This window comes from Inhella proteolytica (assembly GCF_016093275.1).
Lineage (GTDB): Bacteria > Pseudomonadota > Gammaproteobacteria > Burkholderiales > Burkholderiaceae_C > Inhella > Inhella proteolytica.
Genome location: NZ_JAEDAK010000003.1, coordinates 111401 through 131933, shown reverse-complemented (window position 1 = coordinate 131933; position 20533 = coordinate 111401). Strand labels below are relative to the sequence as shown.

Annotated in this window: 11 protein-coding genes and 1 pseudogene; 8 read left to right on the top strand and 4 right to left on the bottom strand. The window is 68.3% G+C overall.

Annotated elements, in window-relative coordinates; genetic code table 11:
- Nucleotides 1-6996, bottom strand: a complete 6996-nt coding sequence (locus I7X39_RS05695; RefSeq protein ID WP_198110015.1) for an SPM autocatalytic domain-containing protein — start codon at nucleotides 6994-6996, stop codon at nucleotides 1-3.
- 536 nt (nucleotides 6997-7532) lie between these two features.
- Nucleotides 7533-8210, bottom strand: coding sequence for a GntR family transcriptional regulator (locus I7X39_RS05690; RefSeq protein WP_198110014.1), 678 nt, complete (start codon nucleotides 8208-8210; stop codon nucleotides 7533-7535).
- A 94-nt stretch (nucleotides 8211-8304) separates the two neighbouring features.
- Between I7X39_RS05690 and scpA the strand changes: the two genes are divergently transcribed.
- The 8 genes and pseudogenes from scpA (at nucleotide 8305) to I7X39_RS05650 (ending at nucleotide 18355) form a co-directional block, all read left to right on the top strand.
- Nucleotides 8305-10470, top strand: coding sequence for a methylmalonyl-CoA mutase (gene scpA, locus I7X39_RS05685; protein WP_198110013.1), 2166 nt, complete (start codon nucleotides 8305-8307; stop codon nucleotides 10468-10470).
- The gene (locus I7X39_RS05680) at nucleotides 10467-10910 is read left to right on the top strand and encodes a GNAT family N-acetyltransferase (RefSeq protein ID WP_198110012.1); all 444 of its coding nucleotides are present in this window, start codon (nucleotides 10467-10469) and stop codon (nucleotides 10908-10910) included. Before scpA ends, I7X39_RS05680 begins: the two co-directional genes overlap by 4 nt.
- Nucleotides 10907-11896, top strand: a complete 990-nt coding sequence (gene meaB, locus I7X39_RS05675) for a methylmalonyl Co-A mutase-associated GTPase MeaB (protein ID WP_198110011.1) — start codon at nucleotides 10907-10909, stop codon at nucleotides 11894-11896. The genes I7X39_RS05680 and meaB overlap by 4 nt, the downstream gene beginning before the upstream one ends.
- A pseudogene (locus I7X39_RS05670) lies at nucleotides 11889-13423 on the top strand (acyl-CoA carboxylase subunit beta). The gene meaB and the pseudogene I7X39_RS05670 overlap by 8 nt, the downstream one beginning before the upstream one ends.
- Nucleotides 13424-13561: 138 nt before the next feature.
- On the top strand, nucleotides 13562-15613 hold the full coding sequence (locus I7X39_RS05665; RefSeq protein ID WP_198110010.1) for an acetyl-CoA carboxylase biotin carboxylase subunit: 2052 nt from the start codon (nucleotides 13562-13564) through the stop codon (nucleotides 15611-15613).
- Entirely contained in the window at nucleotides 15610-16641 is a 1032-nt protein-coding gene (locus tag I7X39_RS05660) for an alkaline phosphatase D family protein (protein ID WP_198110009.1), read from the top strand. Before I7X39_RS05665 ends, I7X39_RS05660 begins: the two co-directional genes overlap by 4 nt.
- Nucleotides 16638-17105: a VOC family protein gene (locus I7X39_RS05655; RefSeq protein ID WP_198110008.1), complete on the top strand. Its 468-nt coding sequence runs from the start codon at nucleotides 16638-16640 to the stop codon at nucleotides 17103-17105. The genes I7X39_RS05660 and I7X39_RS05655 overlap by 4 nt, the downstream gene beginning before the upstream one ends.
- A gap of 5 nt (nucleotides 17106-17110) precedes the next feature.
- A complete protein-coding gene (locus I7X39_RS05650) occupies nucleotides 17111-18355 on the top strand; it encodes an FAD-dependent oxidoreductase (RefSeq protein WP_198110007.1) in 1245 nt (414 codons plus the stop codon).
- Between the two features lie 9 nt (nucleotides 18356-18364).
- Here the strand turns inward: I7X39_RS05650 and I7X39_RS05645 are convergent, their stop codons facing one another.
- Entirely contained in the window at nucleotides 18365-19567 is a 1203-nt protein-coding gene (locus tag I7X39_RS05645; protein ID WP_198110006.1) for a Yip1 family protein, read from the bottom strand.
- Between the two features lie 115 nt (nucleotides 19568-19682).
- Nucleotides 19683-20468 carry a substrate-binding periplasmic protein gene (locus tag I7X39_RS05640; protein WP_198110005.1) on the bottom strand — a complete coding sequence of 262 codons (786 nt, stop codon included), beginning with the start codon at nucleotides 20466-20468 and terminating at the stop codon, nucleotides 19683-19685.
- Between the last annotated feature and the right edge of the window lie 65 nt (nucleotides 20469-20533).

Sequence of the window (20533 nt, the reverse complement as noted above, 5' to 3'; positions counted from 1 at the left end):
TTAGAACAGCGGCGTGGGCGGTCGGTTCAGCTCGTCGTCGTCCAACTGCTTGTGCAGCGGCGGAACGATCGGCGGCAGGTCTTCCGCTGGCCTTGACGTGGCTGCGGCCGCGGCTCCGGTCGGATCCGGCGCAGCGCCTTCGCCCGCACCGGCCCCCGGCAGCGGGACCGCATCGGTCGCCGGTGCCAGCAGCTCGCCTGCCGGCGGCGCCTCGCGGTCCTTCGCGAACCAGACGTCGGCCATCGTGGACTGGCTGCCATCGGTCTTGGTGTAGCTTGACACCAGGCCGATCAGGTTGCCGTTGTCGACCTCCGTGCCCTTGGCGGCATTGAGATCGAAGCTGGCGATGCCCAGATCCGCCAGCGACTTCAACTCGCCCGCGTCGGTTTGGCCGTCATGGTCGGCGTCCACCCAGACCTTGAGCTGGCCGAATGCGGCGTCGTTGCCGTCGACGTCACCGTCGCGATCCGTGTCGAGCTCGCGCAGGGCGGCATAGCCATCCGCCGCCCGGCTGCCGTCTTCCAGGCGCGTGCCGGAGCCGAACAGTTCGCGGCCGTTGTTGATCAGGCCGTCCGCGTTGCGGTCCATCACCAGGAAGCCGTCACCGCCGGCCGCCCAACCCCACTGGGCCGTCTTGCCGTCACCGAACAGGTCGAAGTTCACCCCGCCCGCGGCGGCCGTGGTCTTGATCCCGTCGCCATCCAGGTCGAGCATGATCGGCGTGGCCAGGAACAGGGCGTTGGTCTGCTCCGTGGTCATCGCATCCTTCTGCTCCGTCGAGAAGGCCAGCACTTGCGACATGTTCATCGCCGCCAGGTCTGCCGTCTCGAAGCCCACGATCTGATCGGTGGTCATGCTGACGATCTGATCGGTCGTTATGCCGCGGATCTGCGCCGTCACGAAGGCCGCGATGTCTTCGCTGCCGAAGCCGGCGAAGTCCTCGGTCGTCATGCTGCTCAGCTGGCTGGTGGTGAAGGCCCGCACCTGGTCGGTCGTCAGCGCGGACACGTCACCGGAATCCAGGCCCACGATCTGTGCCGTCGTCATCACGCTGATCTGCGTGGTGCTGAAGGCCGCGAACTGGTCACTGGTCAGGCCTTCCATCTGGTCGGTCGTCAGGGCACGGAAGGCCGCGGTGCTGATGCCGACCAGGGCGTCGGTGCTGATGCCGCCGATGTCCTCGCTGCTGATGCCGATGATCTGGGCGCTGGTCAGCGTGTTCAGCTGGCTGCTGGTGAAGGCTGCCATCTGGTCGCTGTTGAAGGCGCCCCAGTCTTCGGAGCTCAGCGCACGCAGGCCGCTGGTGCTCAGGGCACGCAGGTCATCGGTGGCCAGGCCGCCGATCTGGTCGGAGCCCAGCGCGCCGATGAAGCTGCTGCTGATCGAGCGCCACTGGTCGGTGCTCAGGGCCTGCAGGGCATCGGTGCTGAAGCCCACCACCTGGGTGCTGGTCAGTGCGCCGAGCTGGCTGGTCGTGAAGCCGGCGACCTGATCGGTACCCAGCGCGCTGATCTGCTCGCTGCTCAAGCCGCGCAGGGCGGACGAGCCGATGGCACGCAGGTCATCGGTCGCGATTGCCGCCACCTGCTCGGTGCTCAGGCCCAGCATCTGCTTGCTGGTCAGCGACGCGAACTGCGTGGTGCTGAGCGCCACGATGTCCTCGGTGCTGAGCGCGCCGAGCTGCTCGGAGCTCATCGTGGTGAGCTGCGCCGTGCTCAGGCTGGCCACCTGGGCCGAGTCGAGCGCCGCCACCTGTTCGGTGCTGAGCGACTTGAAGGCCAAGGTCGAGAGGGCACGCAGGTCATCGGTCGCGATGGCAGCCACCTGCTCCGTGCTCAGTCCGGCCACTTGAGCCGAGGTGAGCGCGGCGGCCTGTTGGCTGCTCAGGGCGACGATGCCTTCGGTGCTCAGGGCTGCGATCTGCTCGCTGCTCAGCACGCGCACGCCGGCCGAACCCAGGGCACGCAGGTCGTCGGTCTCCAGACCGGCCACCTGTTCGGTGCTGAGTCCGCTGATCTGAGCGGTGCTCAGGGCGGCGAACTGCAGGGTGCTCAGGGCGTTGAGGTCTTCGGTGCTGAGGCTGGCGACTTGTTCCGTCGTCAGGTTGCGGACCTGTGCCGTGGTCAGGGCGCCGATCTGCGCGGTGTCCAGCGCCCCGATCTGCTCGGTGTCGAAATTGCGCAGGGCCGAGCTCGTCAGGGCCCGCAGGTCATCGGTGGCCAGAGCGGCGACCTGCTCGGTCGTCAGGCCTTCGATCTGGCTGGACGTGAGCGTGGCCGCCTGCATCGAGGTCAGCGCCACGATGCCCTCGGTGCTCAAGGCGCCGATCTGCTCGCTGCTGAGCACCTTCAGGCCGGCCGTGCCCAGGGCACGCAGGTCGTCGGTTTCGAGGTTGGCCACCTGCTCGGTGCTGAAGCCGCGCACCTGGGCACTGGTGAGCGCCGCGAACTGGGTGGTACTGAAGGCATTCAGGTCTTCGGTGCTCAGGCTGGCAACCTGTTCGGTCGACAGCGCCCGCACCTGCACCGTGGTCAGTGCGCCGATCTGGGCACTGTCCAGCGCCGCCACCTGCTCGGTGCTGAAGGCGCGCAGGGCCGAGCTGCTCAGGGCGCGCAGGTCATCGGTGGCCAGGGCCGCGATCTTGTCGGTGCCCAGGCCGGTGATCTGCGCGGAGGTCAGCGTGGCCGCCTGCATCGTGGTGATGGCCACGATGCTGTCGGTCGACAGGGCCGCGATCTGCTCGCTGCCGAACACCCGGATGCCGGCGGTGCCGATGGCCCGCAGGTCATCGGACTCGAGGGCGGAGACCTGATCGGTGCTCAGCGCCTTGACCTGCGTGGTGCTGAGCGCGGCGAACTGGGCCGAGGTCAGCGCATTCAGACGGTCGGTACTGAGGCTGGCCAGCTGCTCGGTGCTGAGCGCACGGACCTGCAGGGTGGTCAGGGAGCCGATCTGGGCCGTATCCAGGCCGCCCACCTGATCGGTGCTGAAGTTGCGCAGCGGCGTGGTGGTGATGGCACGCAGGTCATCCGTGGCGATTACCGACACCTGCTCGGTGCTCAGGCCGGTGGCCTGGGTCGAGCTCAGCGCGGCCGCCTGGCTGGTGCTGATGGCGACGATGTTCTCGGTCGAGAGCGCGGCGATCTGCTCGCTGCTCAGCACCCGGAAGCCGGCGGTGCCCAGGGCGCGCAGGTCTTCGGTCTGCAGGCCGGCCACCTGCTCGGTCGTCAGGCTCTTGATCTGCGCGGTGTTGAGTGCGCCGAACTGGGCCGAGTCGAGGGCATTGAGGTCTTCGGTGCTCAGGCTGGTGACCTGCTCGGTCGTCAGATTGCGCACCTGCACCGTGCTCAGGGCACCGATCTGTGCGGTGTCCAGGGCGCCGATCTGCTCGGTGTCGAAGTTGCGCAGGGCCGAGCTGTTCAGCGCGCGCAGGTCATCCGTGGCGATGGCCGCAATCTGTTCCGTGCTCAGGCCCGCCACCTGGCTGGAGGTCAGCGAAGCCGCCTGCATCGAGCTCAGGGCGACGATGCTGTCGGTGCTCAGCGCACCGATCTGCTCGCTGCTGAAGACGCGCAGACCGGCCGTGCCGAGGGCACGCAGGTCTTCGCTTTCCAGGTTGGCCACCTGCTCGGTGCTGAAGCCACGCACCTGCGTCGTCGTCATGGCGGCGAACTGCGAGGTGCTGAAGGCGTTCAGATCCTCGGTGCTCAGCGCCGCGATTTGTTCGGTACCCAGGCTGCGCACCTGGGCCGTGGTCAGCGAGCCGATCTGAGCGCTGTCCAGGGCGGCGATCTGCTCAGTGCTGAGCTCTTGAAGAGCCGCACTGCCCAGGGCACGCAGATCGTCGGTGGCGAACGCCGCCATCTGGTCGGTGCTCAGGCCGGTGACTTGCGCGGTTGTCAGGGCCGCAGCCTGCTGCGAGCTCAGGGCGACGATGCTGTCGGTGGACAGGGCGGCAATCTGATCGCTGGCAAACACGCGGATGCCCGCGGTGCCGATGGCCCGCAGGTCATCCGATTCCAGGCCGGCCACCTGCTCGGTGCTGAGCGCCTTAATCTGCGTGGTGCTGAGCGCAGCGAACTGGGCCGAGGTCAGCGCATTGAGCTCCTCGGTGCCCAGGCTGGCCAGCTGCGCCGTGGTCAGCGAGCGGACCTGCAGGGTCGTCAGGGAGCCGATCTGGGCGGTGTCCAGGCCGCCGATCTGCTCGGTGCTCAGGTTGCGCAGCGGCGTCGTGGTGATGGCCCGCAGGTCATCGGTCGCGATCACGGAGACCTGCTCGGTGCTCAGGCCGGTGGCCTGGCTCGAGCTCAGCGCGGCCGCCTGGCTGGTGCTGATGGCGACGATGTTCTCGGTCGAGAGCGCGGCAATCTGCTCACTGCTCAGCACGCGGAAGCCCGCGGTGCCCAGGGCGCGCAGGTCTTCAGTCTCCAGGCCGGCCACCTGTTCGGTGCTCAGCTTGCCGATCTGGGTGGTGCTCAGGGAGGCGAACTGGGCCGAGCTCAGGGCGTTCAGGTCCTCGGTGCTCAGGCTGACGAGCTGCTCGGTCGTCAGGTTGCGGACCTGTGTCGTGGCCAGCGCGCCGATCTGCGCGGTGTCCAGGGCGCCGATCTGCTCGGTGCTGAAGTTGCGCAGTGCCGAGCTGCTGAGGGCGCGCAGGTCATCGGTCGCGAAGGCAGCGATCTGGTCGGTGCTCAGGCCCACGACCTGGGCGGAGGTCAGCGAGCCCGCCTGCATCGAGGTCAGGGCGACGATGCTGTCGGTGCTGAGGGCGCCGATCTGTTCACTGGTGAAAACGCGCAGGCCGGCGGTGCCCAGGGCACGCAGGTCTTCGCTCTCCAGGTTGGCGACCTGCTCGGTGCTGAAGCCGCGCACCTGGCCGGTGCTCAGCGCCGCGAACTGCTGCGAGCTGAAGGCGTTCAGGTCTTCGGTGCTCAGGCTGGCAACCTGCTCGGTTGTCAGGGATCGCACCTGCGCCGTGGTGAGGGCGCCCACCTGGGCGCTGTCCAGCGCGGCCACCTGTTCGGTGCTGAGCTGGCGCAGCGCGCTGCTGTTCAGGGCCCGCAGGTCATCGGTGGCCATGGCGGCCATCTGCTCGGTGCTCAGGCCCGCCACCTGCGCCGAGGTGAGCGATGCGGCCTGCATCGAGGTCAGGGCGACGATGCTCTCGGTCGACAGAGCGCCGATCTGATCGCTGGTGAAGACGCGGATGCCGGCGGTGCCGATGGCGACCAGGTCGGCCGACTCCAGCGTGCTGAGCTGGTCGGTCGACAGGGCGCGCAACTGGGCCGAACTCAGGGCGGCGAACTGGGCCGTGCCAAAGGCGTTCAGGCTGTCGCTGGTCAGGGTGGCCAGCTGCTCGGTGGTCAGGCTGCGCACCTGGGCGCTGGTGAGCACGCTGAGCTGGGCGCTGTCGAAGCCGGTGAACTGCTCGCTCGTGAGGGAGCGCAGCGCGGCGCTGGACAGGGCGCGCAGGTCATCGGTGGCGATGACCGAGATCTGTTCGGTGCTCAGCCCCGCCGCCTGCGTCGAGGTCAGCGAAGCCGCCTGCTGGGTGCTGATGGACTGGATGCCTTCCGTGCTCAGGGCGGCGATCTGGTCGCTGGCCAGCGCCCGGATGCCAGTGGTGCCCAGCGCGGCCACATCGGCCGATTCCAGGTTGTTGATCTGCTCGGTGCTCAGCGCCTTGACCTGCACCGTGCTCAACACCGCGAATTGCTGGGTGTTGAGTGCGTTCAGCTCATCGGTGGCCAGGGTGGTCAGCTGCTCGGTGGTGAGCGTGCGCACCTGCGTGGTGGTCAGGGAGCCGACCTGGGCGCTGTCCAGCCCGCTGACCTGATCGGTGCTCAGCGTGCGGATGGTGGAGGTGGTCAGGGCGCGCAGGTCGTCCGTGGCGAGCGCGGCAACCTGGTCCGTGCGCAGGCCGGTGGCCTGCTGCGAGGTCAGCACACCGGCCTGCGAGGTGCTGATGGCGACGATGCTTTCGGTGGACAGGGCCGAGATCTGCTCGCTGCTCAGCACCCGGAAGCCCGAGGTGCCCAGCGCCCGCAGGTCATCGGTCTCGATGGCCGCGACCTGCTCGGTGCTGAAGGCGGAGACCTGGGTGGTGGACAGGGCGGCGAACTGCACCGAGGTCAGGCCGGTGAAGTCCTCGGTGGTCAGGCTGTTGACCTGCTCGGTCGTCAGCGCGCGCACCTGGGTGGTCAGCAGGGCGCCCATCTGGGCGGTATCCAGCGCGCCGATCTGGGCGGTATCGAGCCCGCGCAGCGTGCTGGTGGTGATGGCCCGCAGGTCATCGGTGGCAATGGCGGCCACTTGCTCGGTCGTCAGACCCACCGCCTGGCCCGTGGTCAGCGCCCCCATCTGCTGGGTCGTCAGGGCCACGATGCTGTCGGTGCTCAGTGCGCCGACCTGCTCGCTGCTCAGGGCCCGGAAGCCGCCCGAACCCAGCGCGCGCAGGTCGCCAGACTCCAGGGCCGAGACCTGCTCGGTGGTGAAGGACTTGATCTGGGTCGAGGTGAAGGCGCCGAACTGCGTGCTGCTGAAGGCGTTCAGCGACTCGGTGCTCAGCGAGACCAGTTGTTCGGTGGTCAGCGCACGGGTCTGGCTGGTCAGCAGCGCCGTCAGCTGGTCCGAACTCAGCGCCGCCACATCCTCGGTTTCGAGGTTGCGGATCTGCGTGGTCGTCAGCGAGCGCAGCTGCGTGGACGTGAAGGCGCCGAACTGCTCGGTGCCCAGCGCGTTCAGCATGTCCGTGCGCAGCGAGGCCACGGAGGTGGTGCTGATCTTCTGCAGATCTTCCGTCTGGAAGGCCGCGAACTGCTCGGTGTTCAGGTAGCGGAACGCGAAGCTGGTAAGCGAACCCACCTGCTCGGTGGTGAGCGCCTGGACCTGCTCGGTGTTGAAGGCCGCCCAGTCCTCGGTGGTGAGGCGCGACAGGATGGTGGTCGTCAGACCGGCGATTTGGTCTGTGGTCAGGCCGGTGATCAGAGATGCCATGGTGCGCTCACTTGCTCAAAAGTTCAGAGGCCCAGGCGGCGTCCCGCTTGGGCTGGCGGCAAAGGAAAACCAGCAGTTCAGCAATGCCAATGCACACCGCTGCTTGGGGCAGGGGTGTGCAGAAAGAAAGATGCGATGGGCGGTCGGTCATGTCCATCCCCTGGATGGCCAGCCGGCTTTCGCTTTGGATCTCGCAGTTGGCATCGTTCTTTTCTCAAGAGGCCGCAACAGCCTGATTGCAAATACAGGCCTGCGGCTACCGAATGGCAGTGGTCGTTCTCGGCTTATCGGACGCCCCGGACGGACCTTTAGTAGTTTCTAAAGGTTTCTGGTTCATCCCCGTACAAACCAGTAGGTCGGTACAGCGAACCCCTCGTTCCAGGCCGGCATCAAGGCCATCGGACCCTCATTTGAGGGGGATCCTAGTAGGGCTTTCGGCCGCCAGCACCAGGAAAAGGATGCTGGTTTGCCCAGTCTTCCACGCAGTGCGGCGCATTCACCGCCTCTTTGCGGGTTGGGGCGGGGCGACCTCGTTCTTAAGAAGGAGGCAGTGCCGGGGTGCCCGGCACCGGGCCTTCGGCGGCGCGAAGTCCGTTTCGGAAATGCGTGAGCATGGTGCTGCGTACGGCGTCCGCATTGCGCTGCCGCAGCGCCTCCATCAGCTGGCGGTGCTCCGCCAGCGATTCCGCCAAGCGGCCCTGCTGGAACAGGGAGTGGTGGCGGTTCAGTTTCATCAGCCGGCGCAGATCGGTCACGATCTGCTGGCGCCAGCGGTTGTCTTCCATCTCCAGCAGGCGCAGGTGGAAGCGCTCGTTGGCGGCGAAGAAGCCGTCGCGCTGCGGGTACTCGCGCTCCAGGTCAGCGTGCAGGGCGTCCAGCTCGGCGATCTGGTCCGCGCTGGCCTTGGCGGCCAGGCTGGCCGCGCCGTCACTCTCCAGCAGGGCGAGCAGCTGGTAGGCCTCGCGCACATCGCGTTCGCTCATCTCGGTCACGTACGCGCCGCGCCGCACCTTCATGGTGACGAGCCCTTCGGTGGCCAATACTTTGAGCGCCTCGCGCAGCGGGGTGCGGCTGATGCCGAGTTCCTGGCAGAGCTTGAGCTCGTCCACCCAGGCGCCAGGCTCGAGCTGGCGGTTGAAGATGCGCTGGCGCAGGTGCTCCGCCACCTCCTCATACAAGGCGCGGGGAGCGAGTTGCGCGGCGGGGGTGGACATGGCGGGGCGTCAGGCCGGATTCAGGTTTGAATTCATAATTATGAATGACGTCCCGGCTATGATGCCGGCCGATTTGGAGTTCGATAGGCCCGCCATGTCCGAAAACAAGACCCCGCCCGCGTTCAACCCCGCCACCCTGGCGCAATGGCAGAAGGCGGCGGCCAAGTCGGCGCCGGGTGGCGACGTGGAGCGCCTGAACTGGCTGACGCCCGAGGGCATCACGGTCAAGCCGCTCTACACGGCGGCGGATGTGCAGGGTCTGCCGCACACCGACACCTTGCCTGGCTTCGAGCCCTTCCTGCGCGGCCCCCAGGCCACCATGTATGCGGTGCGGCCCTGGACGATCCGCCAGTACGCCGGGTTTTCCACGGCGGAAGAGAGCAACGCCTTCTATCGAAAGGCACTCGCCGCCGGCGGGCAGGGCGTTTCGGTGGCGTTTGACCTGGCCACCCACCGCGGCTACGACAGCGACCACCCGCGCGTGGTGGGCGATGTGGGCAAAGCCGGCGTGGCGATCGACTCGGTCGAGGACATGAAGATCCTGTTTGACGGCATCCCGCTCGACAAGGTCTCCGTCAGCATGACCATGAATGGCGCGGTGCTGCCGGTGCTGGCCTCCTACGTGGTGGCGGCGGAAGAGCAGGGCGTCAGTCCGGTCAAGCTCAGCGGCACCATCCAGAACGACATCCTCAAGGAGTTCATGGTCCGCAACACCTACATCTATCCGCCCGAACCTTCGATGCGGATCATTGCGGACATCATGGCCCATACGGCCGCCGAGATGCCGAAGTTCAACAGCATCTCCATCAGCGGCTATCACATGCAGGAGGCCGGCGCCAACCAGGCGATCGAGCTGGCCTTCACCCTGGCCGACGGCATGGAGTACGTGCGCACGGCGGTGAAGCGTGGGCTGCAGGTGGACGCCTTTGCGCCGCGCCTGAGCTTCTTCTTCGCCATCGGCATGAACTTCTATCTGGAAGTGGCCAAGCTGCGCGCCGCGCGCCTGCTCTGGTGCCGGATCATGAAAAGCTTCGGCGCCCAGGACCCCAAGAGCCTGATGCTGCGCACCCATTGCCAGACCAGCGGCTGGAGCCTGACGGCGCAGGACCCCTACAACAACGTCGTGCGTACCGCCATCGAGGCCATGGCGGCGGTCTTCGGCGGCACGCAATCCCTGCACACCAACAGCTTTGACGAAGCCATCGCGCTGCCCACCGAATTCAGCGCTCGCATCGCTCGCAACACCCAGCTGATCCTGCAGGAAGAGACCCAGATCACCAAGGTCGTCGACCCCTGGGCCGGCAGCTACATGATGGAAAAGCTGACCCAGGACCTGGCTGACAAGGCCTGGGAGCTGATCGAGGAAGTGGAGCGCCAAGGTGGCATGACGCAGGCCGTCAACAGCGGCTGGGCCAAGCTGCAGATCGAGGCCAGCGCGGCGCAGAAGCAGGCGCGCATCGATTCGGGCGCCGACGTCATCGTCGGCGTCAACAAGTACAAGCTGGCCAAGGAGGATCCGGTCGAGATCCTGGAAATCGACAACGTGCGCGTGCGCGAGGCCCAGGTGGCCCGCTTGGCGCAGATCAAAGCCAGCCGCGATGCCGCCGCCGTGCAGGCCGCCTTGGCCGCGCTGACCGAAGCCGCGAAGAGCGGCGAAGGGAATCTGCTGGCGCTCAGCATCCAGGCCATGCGCGTGCGCTGCACCGTGGGCGAGGTGAGCGACGCACTCGAATCCGTCTGGGGCCGCCACCGCGCCGACACGCACAAGGTCAGCGGCGTCTATGCCGGCGCCTATACCGAACCCGACGAGTGGACGAAGCTGACGGCCGAGGTGGCCGGTTTCGAAACAGAGAACGGCCGCCGCCCGCGCGTGATGGTCGCCAAGCTTGGCCAGGACGGGCATGACCGTGGCGCCAAGGTCGTTGCCTCGGCTTTCGCGGACCTGGGCTTCGACGTCGACATTGGCGCCTTGTTCCAGACCCCCGAGGAATGCGCCCGCCAGGCGATTGAGAACGATGTGCACGCGGTCGGCGTCTCGACGCTCGCCGCCGGCCACAAGACCCTGGTGCCGGCCATCGTGCAGGCGCTCAAGGAGCAGGGCGGTGAAGACATCATCGTCTTCGTCGGCGGCGTGATCCCGGCGCAGGACTACGACTTCCTTTACGCCCAGGGCGTCAAGGGCATCTACGGGCCGGGCACCGCGATTCCCGATGCTGCCCGCGACGTGCTCCAGCACATCCGCAACGCCCTGACCGCATGACGCAGCTGGGCTTTGCCCCGGTGGCGGCCGAGGACTTCGAGGCCCTGCTGGCGCTGCGCATTCGCGCCATGCGGCCGGCGCTGGAGGCCCTGGGCCGCTTCGACCCCGAGCGGGCACGGGCGCGCTTCCTGGGTCAGTTTGAGCCCGAGGCGATGCGCTGGGTCATGCGGGACGGTGCGCGCGTCGGTTTACTGACGCTGCGCAAGGGCCAGCAGCCCTGGCATCTGCGCCATATGTACCTGGAGCCCGAGGCCCAGGGCCAGGCCGTCGGCGCCTGGGTGATCGGGCAGGCCCAGCAGGAGGCGGCCGCCGCCGGTGCGGGCATCGCACTGGAAGCGCTGCGCGGCAGCGCCGCCAACCGCTTCTACCAGCGCCATGGCTTCGCCGGTGTGGCCGAGGACGAGTTGGAGTGCAGCTACCGCTGGGAGCCGCGCCCGTGATCGGCGTCGCCGCCCTGCGCGAGGGCCCCGCCGCGGCGCGCCGCCGCGCATTGGCCAAGGCCATCACCCTGCTCGAATCCAGCTTGCCGGCACACCGTGCTCAGGCCGATGCGCTGCTGACCGAGGCCTTGCCGCACAGCGGCGGCGCCATCCGCGTGGGTCTCTCGGGCGTGCCCGGGGTGGGCAAGAGCAGCTTCATCGAATCCCTCGGCCTGCACCTGGTGGGGCAGGGCCTGACGGTGGCCGTGCTGGCGGTGGACCCGAGCTCCTCGGTCTCGGGCGGCTCCATCCTGGGCGACAAGACGCGCATGGAGAAGCTCGCCATCGAGCCGAACGCCTTCATCCGCCCTAGCCCCAGCCGCGGCACCCTGGGCGGCGTGGCTTCGCACACGCGCGAGGTGATGCGCCTGTGCGAGGCCGCGGGCTTCGACGTGATCCTGGTCGAGACCGTGGGTGTGGGCCAGAGCGAGGTCGCCGTGGCCGGCATGACCGATTGCTTTGCGCTGCTGCAACTGCCCAATGCCGGCGACGACCTGCAGGCCCTGAAGAAGGGCGTGATGGAGCTGGCCGACCTGATCTTCATCAACAAGGCCGACCTGGATCCGAATGCCGCCATGCGCGCCCGGGCGCAGATCGTTTCCAGCTTACGCCTGCACAACCAGGCCCATGGCGCGCAATGGCTGCCCGAGGTGCTGCAGGGCAGTGCGCTGAGTGCCGAGGGCGTGGCCGAGTTCTGGGCCGCCGTGCAGCGCCACCGCGCGCACCAGCGCGAGGCCGGCCAGTTCGAGGCGCGCCGCCATGCGCAGGACCTGGCGTGGCTGCAAGAGCGCATCGACGAGGGGCTGCGGCTGGCCTTTGCCGCACACCCTGGCGTGGCCGCGCACTGGCCCAAGCTGAAAGACGATGTACGCGCCGGCCGTTTGGCCGCTTCCACGGCGGCTCGTGCCCTGCTCAATGAATTCCTAGGAGAGAAGACCCATGGATGACATCCAGAAACTGCTGGAGTCCAAGCGCGCCGCGGCGCGCCTGGGCGGCGGCGAGAAGCGCATTGCCGCCCAGCATAAGAAGGGCAAGCTGACGGCGCGCGAGCGCCTGGAACTGCTGTTCGACGAGGGCTCGTTCGAAGAATGGGACATGTTCGTGCAGCACCGCTGCGTGGACTTCGGCATGGACGCCAACCACATTCCCGGCGACGGCGTGGTCACCGGCTACGGCACCATCAACGGCCGCCTGGCCTTCGCCTTCAGCCAGGACTTCACCGTCTTCGGCGGGGCGCTCTCCGAAGCCCATGCCGAGAAGATCTGCAAGGTCATGGACCAGGCGATGAAGGTCGGAGCCCCGGTCATCGGACTGAACGACAGCGGTGGTGCGCGCATCCAGGAAGGCGTGGCCTCGCTGGGCGGCTATGCCGCGATGTGTTCCAGAAGAACGTGCTGGCCAGCGGCGTGATTCCGCAAATCAGCCTGATCATGGGCCCCTGCGCGGGCGGCGCGGTCTACAGCCCGGCGATGACGGACTTCATCTTCATGGTGAAGGACAGCAGCTACATGTTCGTCACCGGCCCGGAGGTGGTGAAGACGGTGACGCACGAGGAGGTGACGGCCGAAGAGCTGGGCGGTGCATCCACCCACACCGGCCGCAGCGGCGTGGCCGACCTGGCCTTCGAGAACGACGTCGAGGCGCTGCTGATGCTGCGGCGCTTCTTCAACTACCTGCCGCTCTCGAACCGCGACAAGCCACCGGTACGGCCGTCCGGTGACCCGGCGACCCGGCGCGACGATTCGCTCGACACCCTGGTGCCGGCCAACCCGAACCAGCCCTATGACATCAAGGAGCTGATCACCAAGGTGGTGGACGACGGCGACTTCTTCGAACTGCAGCCCGAGTACGCCAAGAACATCGTCACCGGCTTTGCCCGCATGGAGGGTGCCACCGTCGGCATCGTGGCCAACCAGCCGCTCGTCTTGGCCGGCTGTCTGGACATCAAGAGCTCCATCAAGGCCGCGCGCTTCGTCCGCTTCTGCGACGCCTTCCACATCCCGGTCGTCACCTTCGTGGACGTGCCCGGCTTCATGCCCGGCACCAGCCAGGAGTACGGCGGCATCATCAAGCACGGTGCCAAGCTGCTCTACGCCTATGCGGAAGCCACGGTGCCGAAGATCACCGTCATCACCCGCAAGGCCTACGGCGGTGCCTACGACGTGATGGCCTCCAAGCATCTGCGCGGCGACGTCAATTTCGCCTGGCCCAACGCCGAGATCGCGGTGATGGGCGCCAAGGGCGCGGTGGAGATCATCTTCCGCGAGGACAAGAACGACCCCGAGAAGCTCGCCGCGCGCGAGGCCGAATACAAGCGCCGCTTCGCCAACCCCTTCGTGGCGGCCGAGCGCGGCTACATCGACGACGTGATCCAGCCGCACGAGACGCGCCAGCGCATCTGCCGCTCGCTCAAGATGCTGAAGGACAAGAAGTTGGAGAACCCGTGGCGCAAGCACGGGAACATCCCGCTCTGAAGAGGACGACCACCATGTTCAACAAGATCCTCATTGCCAACCGCGGTGGTCGCGCCGCAGGCGCGGTCGCGTCAGCGACAAATTGCTTGCCGGCCGGCGCAGCCGGGCGAGCAGGCGATCTCTCCGCGGGAGAACCGAATGTTTAAGAAGATCCTGATTGCGAACCGCGGAGAGATCGCCTGCCGCGTCATCAAGACCGCCCAACGCCTTGGCGTCAAGACGGTGGCCGTCTATTCCGAAGCCGACGCCCGTGCCCGCCATGTCGAATTGGCCGACGAGGCCGTCTGCATCGGCCCGCCGCCCAGCCGCGCCTCCTACCTGCAGGCCGACGCCATCATTGCCGCCGCCAAGCAGACCGGCGCCCAGGCCATCCACCCCGGCTATGGCTTCCTGAGCGAGAACGAGGACTTCGCCCGCCGGGTCGAGGAAGAAGGCCTGGTCTTCATCGGCCCCAAGCACGGCGCCATCGCGGCCATGGGCGACAAGATCGCCTCCAAGCGCCTGGCCATGCAGGCCGGGGTGAGCACCATCCCGGGCCACAACGAGCCGATCCTCACCGCCGAGGAGGCGGTGGGCATTGCCCAGCGCATTGGCTACCCGGTGATGATCAAGGCCAGCGCCGGCGGCGGTGGCAAGGGCCTGCGGGTGGCGCAGAACGACAAGGAATGCGCCGAGGGCTTCGTCAGCTGCCGCAACGAGGCCAAGAACAGCTTTGGTGACGACCGCGTGTTCATGGAGAAATTCATCGAACAGCCGCGCCACATCGAGATCCAGGTGCTGGCCGATGCCCACGGCCACACGCTCTACCTGTGGGAGCGCGAGTGCTCGATCCAGCGTCGCCACCAGAAGGTCATCGAAGAAGCGCCGTCGCCCTTCATCAGCGAGGCCACCCGCAAGGCGATGGGCGAGCAGGCCGTGGCCCTGGCCAAGGCCGTGGGCTACCAGAGCGCCGGCACGGTGGAGTTCGTGGTCGGCAAGGACCAGGGCTTCTACTTCCTGGAGATGAACACCCGCCTGCAGGTCGAGCATCCGGTGACCGAGTGCATCACCGGCCTGGACCTGGTGGAGTGGATGTTGCGCATCGCCGCCGGCGAGCCGCTGACGCTCAAGCAGGACGAGTTGAAGCGTGACGGCTGGGCGATCGAGTGCCGCATCAATGCCGAGGATCCGTTCCGCAACTTCCTGCCCAGCACCGGGCGCCTGGTGCGCTACCAGCCCCCGGCTGCCGACCTGGTGCAGGGCGAGCCCACCCTGGACTTCGGCGTGCGCGTCGACACCGGCGTGTTCGAGGGCGGCGAGATCCCGATGCACTACGACTCGATGATCGCCAAGCTCATCGTGCACGGCACCGACCGCAACGACGCCATCGAGCGCATGCGCGAGGCCCTGAACGGCTTCGTCATCCGCGGCATCGCCAGCAACATCCCCTTCCAGGCCGCGCTGCTGGCGCACCCGGACTTCCGCAGCGGCAACTTCGACACCGGCTTCATCGCCCGCCACTGGCCCAAGGGCTTCTCGGCCGATTCGGTGCAGCACGAGGATGCCGACTTCCTCGTCGCGCTGGCCGCCTTTGTGCGCCGCAAGACGCGCGAGCGGGCGGTGGGCATCAGCGGCCAGATGCTCGGCCATGAGGTCGGGCTGGACAACAAGGTCGTGGCCATCACCCACCTGGGCGAGGGCAACCAGCTGCGCCAGAAGGTGCGCGTCACCGAGATCGCCGGCCGCCCGGGCTGCGCGCGCTGCGAGGTGGACGGCCGGGTGTACGACATCGAGTGCCACTCGCGCCTGATCGACGTGCGCCTGACCGGCAGCTGCAACGGCCAGCCCTTCACCGCCCAGGTGGAGCGCGGCACGGCCAAGAACCCACTGGCCTACCGCATCCAGCACGACGGTCGCCAGGTCGAGATCACCGTGCTGCGCGAGCGCCATGCCGAGCTGCAGGCCCTGATGCCCTACAAGGCGCCGCCCGATACCTCGGCCTTCCTGCTTTCGCCCATGCCCGGCCTGCTGGTGCAACTGGCGGCCGGCGTGGGTCAGAAGGTGCAGGCCGGCGAGCGCCTGGCGGTCATCGAGGCCATGAAGATGGAGAACATTCTTTTCGCCGCCCAGGACGTGACGATTGCCGAGGTGCTGGCCAAGCCGGGGGAGAGCCTGAGCGTGGATCAGCCCATCTTGCGCTTCGAAAGGTGAGTGGCTGGACGCGCCGCCGTGCCGCCGCGGCCTTGTTGGCGGCGGCAGGTTCGCCCCTGCAGGCGGCGGCGCGGCCGGACTTCCGGCTCAGTTTCGGCTCCTGTGCCAACCAGGACGCGCCGCAGCCCATCTGGGACGCGGTGCTGCGGGAGCAGGCCGACGTCCATCTCTTTGGCGGTGACAACGTCTACGCCAGCGGGCCGGGCTGGAGCGTGGAGCGCCTGCGTGCGGCCTATGCCAAGGCGCTGGGCCTGCCGGCGGTGCGTGCCCTGCTGGCGCGCCCGCACCTGGCCATCTGGGACGATCACGACTACGGCCGCAACGACGGTGGCGCCGAGTTCGAGCACAAGCACGAGGCCAAGGCCGCCTTCCTGGAGGCCTTCCAGGTGCCGGCGCAGGATCCGCGGCGCCAGCGCGAGGGCCTCTACACCCAGGCCGTATTCGGCCCACCGGGCCGGCGCGTGCAGGTGCTGATGCTGGACACGCGTTGGTTCCGCAGCCCCTGGCGCCCCAGCCGTGAACGGGGTGCCAAGGGGCGCGAGCGCTACGAACCCAACCCCGAGCCGGACCTGACCCTGCTGGGTGAGGGCCAGTGGGCCTGGCTGGCCGCGCAGCTGGCGCAGCCGGTCGAGGTGCGCTTCCTCTACTCGAGCATCCAGGTGCTGGCCCAGGGCCATGGCTACGAACGCTGGGGCCTGTTCCCGCACGAGTTGCAGCGCCTGCTGCGCCTGCTGGAAGCGCACCCCGCGCGCGCCACGCTGATGATGAGCGGCGACCGCCACTTCGGTGCGCTCTATCGGGTGGAGGCAGACAGCGGCGCACCCCACTGGGAGCTGACCAGCAGCGGCATCACGCATGCCTGGGCGGGAGTCCAGGAGGACGACCCCGTCCGGCTGGGCGAACCGGTGCGCGTCAACCACTACGGGGTGGTCGATGTGGACTGGGACGCAGCCGAACTGCGCCTGCGCCTGAATGACACCCTGGGCCAGCCCTTGCTTCAACACACTGTTGCTTTTTCAAACCCATGAACGCCTCCCGCCCCTTCAAGATCCTCGGCCTGCAGCAGATCGCCATCGGTGGTCTGGACAAGGGCCGGCTCAAGCAACTCTGGGTCGACCTGCTCGGGGTGCCGGTGACCGGCACCTTCCGCAGCGAGCGCGAGAACGTCGACGAGGACATCTGCACCCTGGGCCAGGGTGCCCATGCCGTGGAGGTGGACCTGATGCAGCCGCTGGACCCCGAGAAGAAGCCCGCCGTGCACGCCACGCCGCTGAATCACATCGGCCTGTGGGTGGACGACCTGCCCGTGGCGGTGCAATGGCTGGAGGCCCAGGGCCTGCGCTTTGCGCCGGGCGGCATCCGCAAGGGCGCGGCGGGGCATGACATCTGCTTCGTGCACCCCAAGGGCAATGAGCAGTTCCCGGTCAGCGGCGAGGGCGTGCTGATCGAGCTGGTGCAGGCGCCGCCCGAGGTCATCGCCGCCCTGGGCTGATTGCCATGAGCCGCGTCGCCATCGTCGGCGCCGGCGTGGCCGGCAGCGCCACCGCCATCGGCCTGGCGCAGCTGGGCGTGCAGGTCACGCTGTTCGAGACCTTGCCGGACCCGAGCCCGCAAGACCCACGCGTGGGGGCCGGCCTGCTGCTGCAACCCAGCGGCCAGCGCGTGCTGGAGTACCTGGGCCTGCTGGAGCCCGCGCTGGAGCATGGCGCGCGTCTGGATGGCCTGCTGGGCGACACCGCCGAGGGCGAGGTGGTGCTGGACATGAGCTACCACCGCTTCCACCCCGAGGCCTTCGGCCTGGGCCTGCAGCGCGGCGTGCTGATGGGCCTGCTGTGGCAGCGCCTGCGTGAACGCGGTGTGGACTGGCAGACCGGGGTGACGGTGCGCGCCTTCAAGCAGGACGCGCGTGGCGTCGAGCTCAAGGGCGAGGGCGGCGCCAGTCTGGGCCGCTTTGACGCGCTGATCCTGGCCGATGGCAGCTTCTCGCCGCTGCGCCGCCTGCTGCCGGTGCGCCAGCGCGTCGAACCTTTCCCCTGGGGCGCGCTGTGGACGCTGCTGCCCCTGCCGGCCGAGTTCCCCGACATCGAGCTGCGCCAGCGCTTTCGCGCCGCGCGCCAGATGCTCGGCCTGATGCCGGTGGGCCGGGCCTGGCAATCGGCCGACGTCTGGCCGGCCGTCAATCTGTTCTGGAGCCTGCCGCTGAGCGAGCTGCCGCAGGACATGGCCACGCTGGACCTGGCTGCCTGGAAGCGGCCGCTGGTGGAGCTGCTGCCCGAATGCGAACCCCTGCTCAAGGGCCTGAAGGACCCGCGTCAGCTGCGCCCGGCGCGCTATGCCCATGTGCGCCTGGAGCGGCCGCACCATGGCTGCGTGCTGGCCTTGGGGGATTGCGCCCACGGCATGAGCCCGCAGCTGGGGCAGGGCGCCAACCTGGCACTGGTGGATGCGCTGGTGCTGTGCCAGCAGTGGCGCGAGCAGCCACGCCAGGACTGGGCGCAACGCTTCGAGCACTACGCGCGGCGGCGCCGCGCGCACTGGAACTACTACAGCCAGGCCAGCCGCGCGCTCACGCCGATGTTCCAGTCGGCCCAGCCGGTGCTGCCCTGGCTGCGCGACCGCCTGATGGGCCCGCTCGGGCGCCTGGGCTGGGTGCATGGCCAGAACGTGGCCACGCTGGCGGGGCTGAAGACCGGTTGGCTGTTCGGCCGCCTGGAGTTGGGCGCCAACCCCTGGGCCGGCTGATTTGCCGATTTACTGAGGGCGCTGCAGGCTTTCGAGCTGGCCGAGGTTCACCGCATCGAATGCCTTGCGCAGGGCGGCAGCATCCACATGGCGACCCTGGGCTTCGACGACGATGCCATTGGCCAGCACCATGCTGATTTCGCCGCCCGAGCCGTCCTTGTGGAACTGCTCGCGCACGGTGTGCTTGCCGCGCTTGAAGACCTTCTCGATCTCAGTCTCGGTCTCGCGGTCCACCGTCATCTGGGCCCAGCCGGCCACTGCGGCCAGGCCGGCCATCCCGCCGGAGTCGACGATGCGCAGCTCGATCTCGCGGTCCTCAGCCCGATAGGTGGCTTCGGCGCTGGCCATGCCGATGCCCACCGCCGCACCGCTCTGCGCTTCCACGGCCACGCGCGGCAGGCCGTTCAGGCTTTCAGGCAGCAGGGCCTTGAGACTGGCCGGGTCCACCGGCTTGCCGCCGCCGGCAGCGCCCATCATGGCGCCCAGGGCCTTGGCAGCGGCGTCGGCGTCACCGGCCTTCTCGGCTGCTTCCATCTGCTTGCCGGCCTTTTCCATCTTCTCGGCCATTTCCTCCAGCTTGGCCGTGTCCACGCTCACCGAGCCTTCGGGGGTCTTCAGCGTGACGCCGCGGCCACCCCAGTGCGGCGAGGGCAGCACGGCGGCGCTGATGGCGCCCAACACGATGCCAGCCACCAGGCTGGCAATGGCCACCACGGCGGTGTAGGCGATCGACTTCTCGGCCGGGTTGCGCATCAGCACCGGCAGGCCGGTGTAGAAGAGATAGATCGAGTACAGCGCGGCCAGCAGGCCCAGGAGGGACAGCGAGGGCAGCAGGCTGAAGATGCCGCCCAGGAAGGCGGCGGTGCAGCCATAGGCCACCAGCTTCAGCGCGGCCAGGAAGTTGCGCGTGCCGCCGAAGCTGGGTGCCAGCGCATCCACCAGCAGGGCCACCAGGTACACCATGGCCAGGCTCAGGCCATAGCCGATGACGCCCTGCAGCAGGCCGGTGAGCAGCGGCACGCGGTAGCTGAAGCCCAGCGCCCCCACACCCAGCACCGAAAGGCCGATGAAGCTGGCCACGGCCGGAATGGCCGCCAGGATCAGCACCCAGTTCTTGTAGATCGAGGCCACGCTGGCGGGCTCGGCGGCAATGGCGGGCCAGGTGTCCTTGGGCTTGAGCAGCAGATCCTGGACGCGTTGGATGAGGTTCATGCGGGTTTCCAGTGGGCGGGGGTGGAGGGGGCGCGCGGCGCGAAGCCGCGCATTCTGGGTGCAGGGGGCGGGCCTGTCAGAACGCATGTTCCGCGCCGCCCCCGGCCGCGGATCATCACCCGCCTGGCAGGTGGCGGCGTTGCAGCGCCTGCAGCTGCCCGCTTGAACGCAGGGTGCTCAGGCCGCGGTTGAGCAGGTCGCGCAGCGCTTCGCCCTGCGGGTGCTGGCGCGAGACCATCATGTGGAACTCGCCCGGCGGCAGCTCGGGCACCTGCGCATGGCCCAGGTCGGGGTCGGCCAGCAGGTCCTTGCCGGTGATCCGGTAGCCGGCCACGATCTCCAGCTTTTCCAGCCCGATGGTGCAGCGGCCCAGGTGCAGCTTGGCCACCACGGCGGCGAAGTCGCGCGCGCCGAAGTCGATCTTCTCCACCGGCACCTTGTAGGCCTCGTAGTTGTAGCCGCGCACGCCGCACACCCGCTGGTTCGCCAGATCGGCCAGATGCGTGATCGGCAGGCCCTTCGGGAAGTGGCGGCGGGAATAGAAGTAGCTGTGCGTGGTGCGGTAGTAGGGCTGCGTGAGCCAGTAGCGGGCGTCGCGCTCCTGGCTGTAACTGGCGTTCAGCGCCATCAGGTAGCGGCCGCTCTCCACCTCGCGCTGGCAGCGCGCCCAGGGCAGCAGCTCCAGGCGCAGCTTGATGCCGGCCTGGCCGAGGATCTGCTGCAGCACCTCGACCGAGAAGCCGCCCAGCTCGCTGCTGGGTTTGCCTTGCGCATCGCGCAGGTAATGCGTGAAGGGCGGCCATTCGGCGCCGTCGTCGCAGGCCAGCACTTCCTGCAGATCGAGCGCCGCGGCCGGAGCGGCCAGGGCCAGCAGCACGAGGGGGGCGCAACGCGTGGGCATGGGCCGAGCGTAGCCGCAGGCGGGTGCTGGCTCTGCTACCTTTGCACGCGCCGGCGCTTTCCACG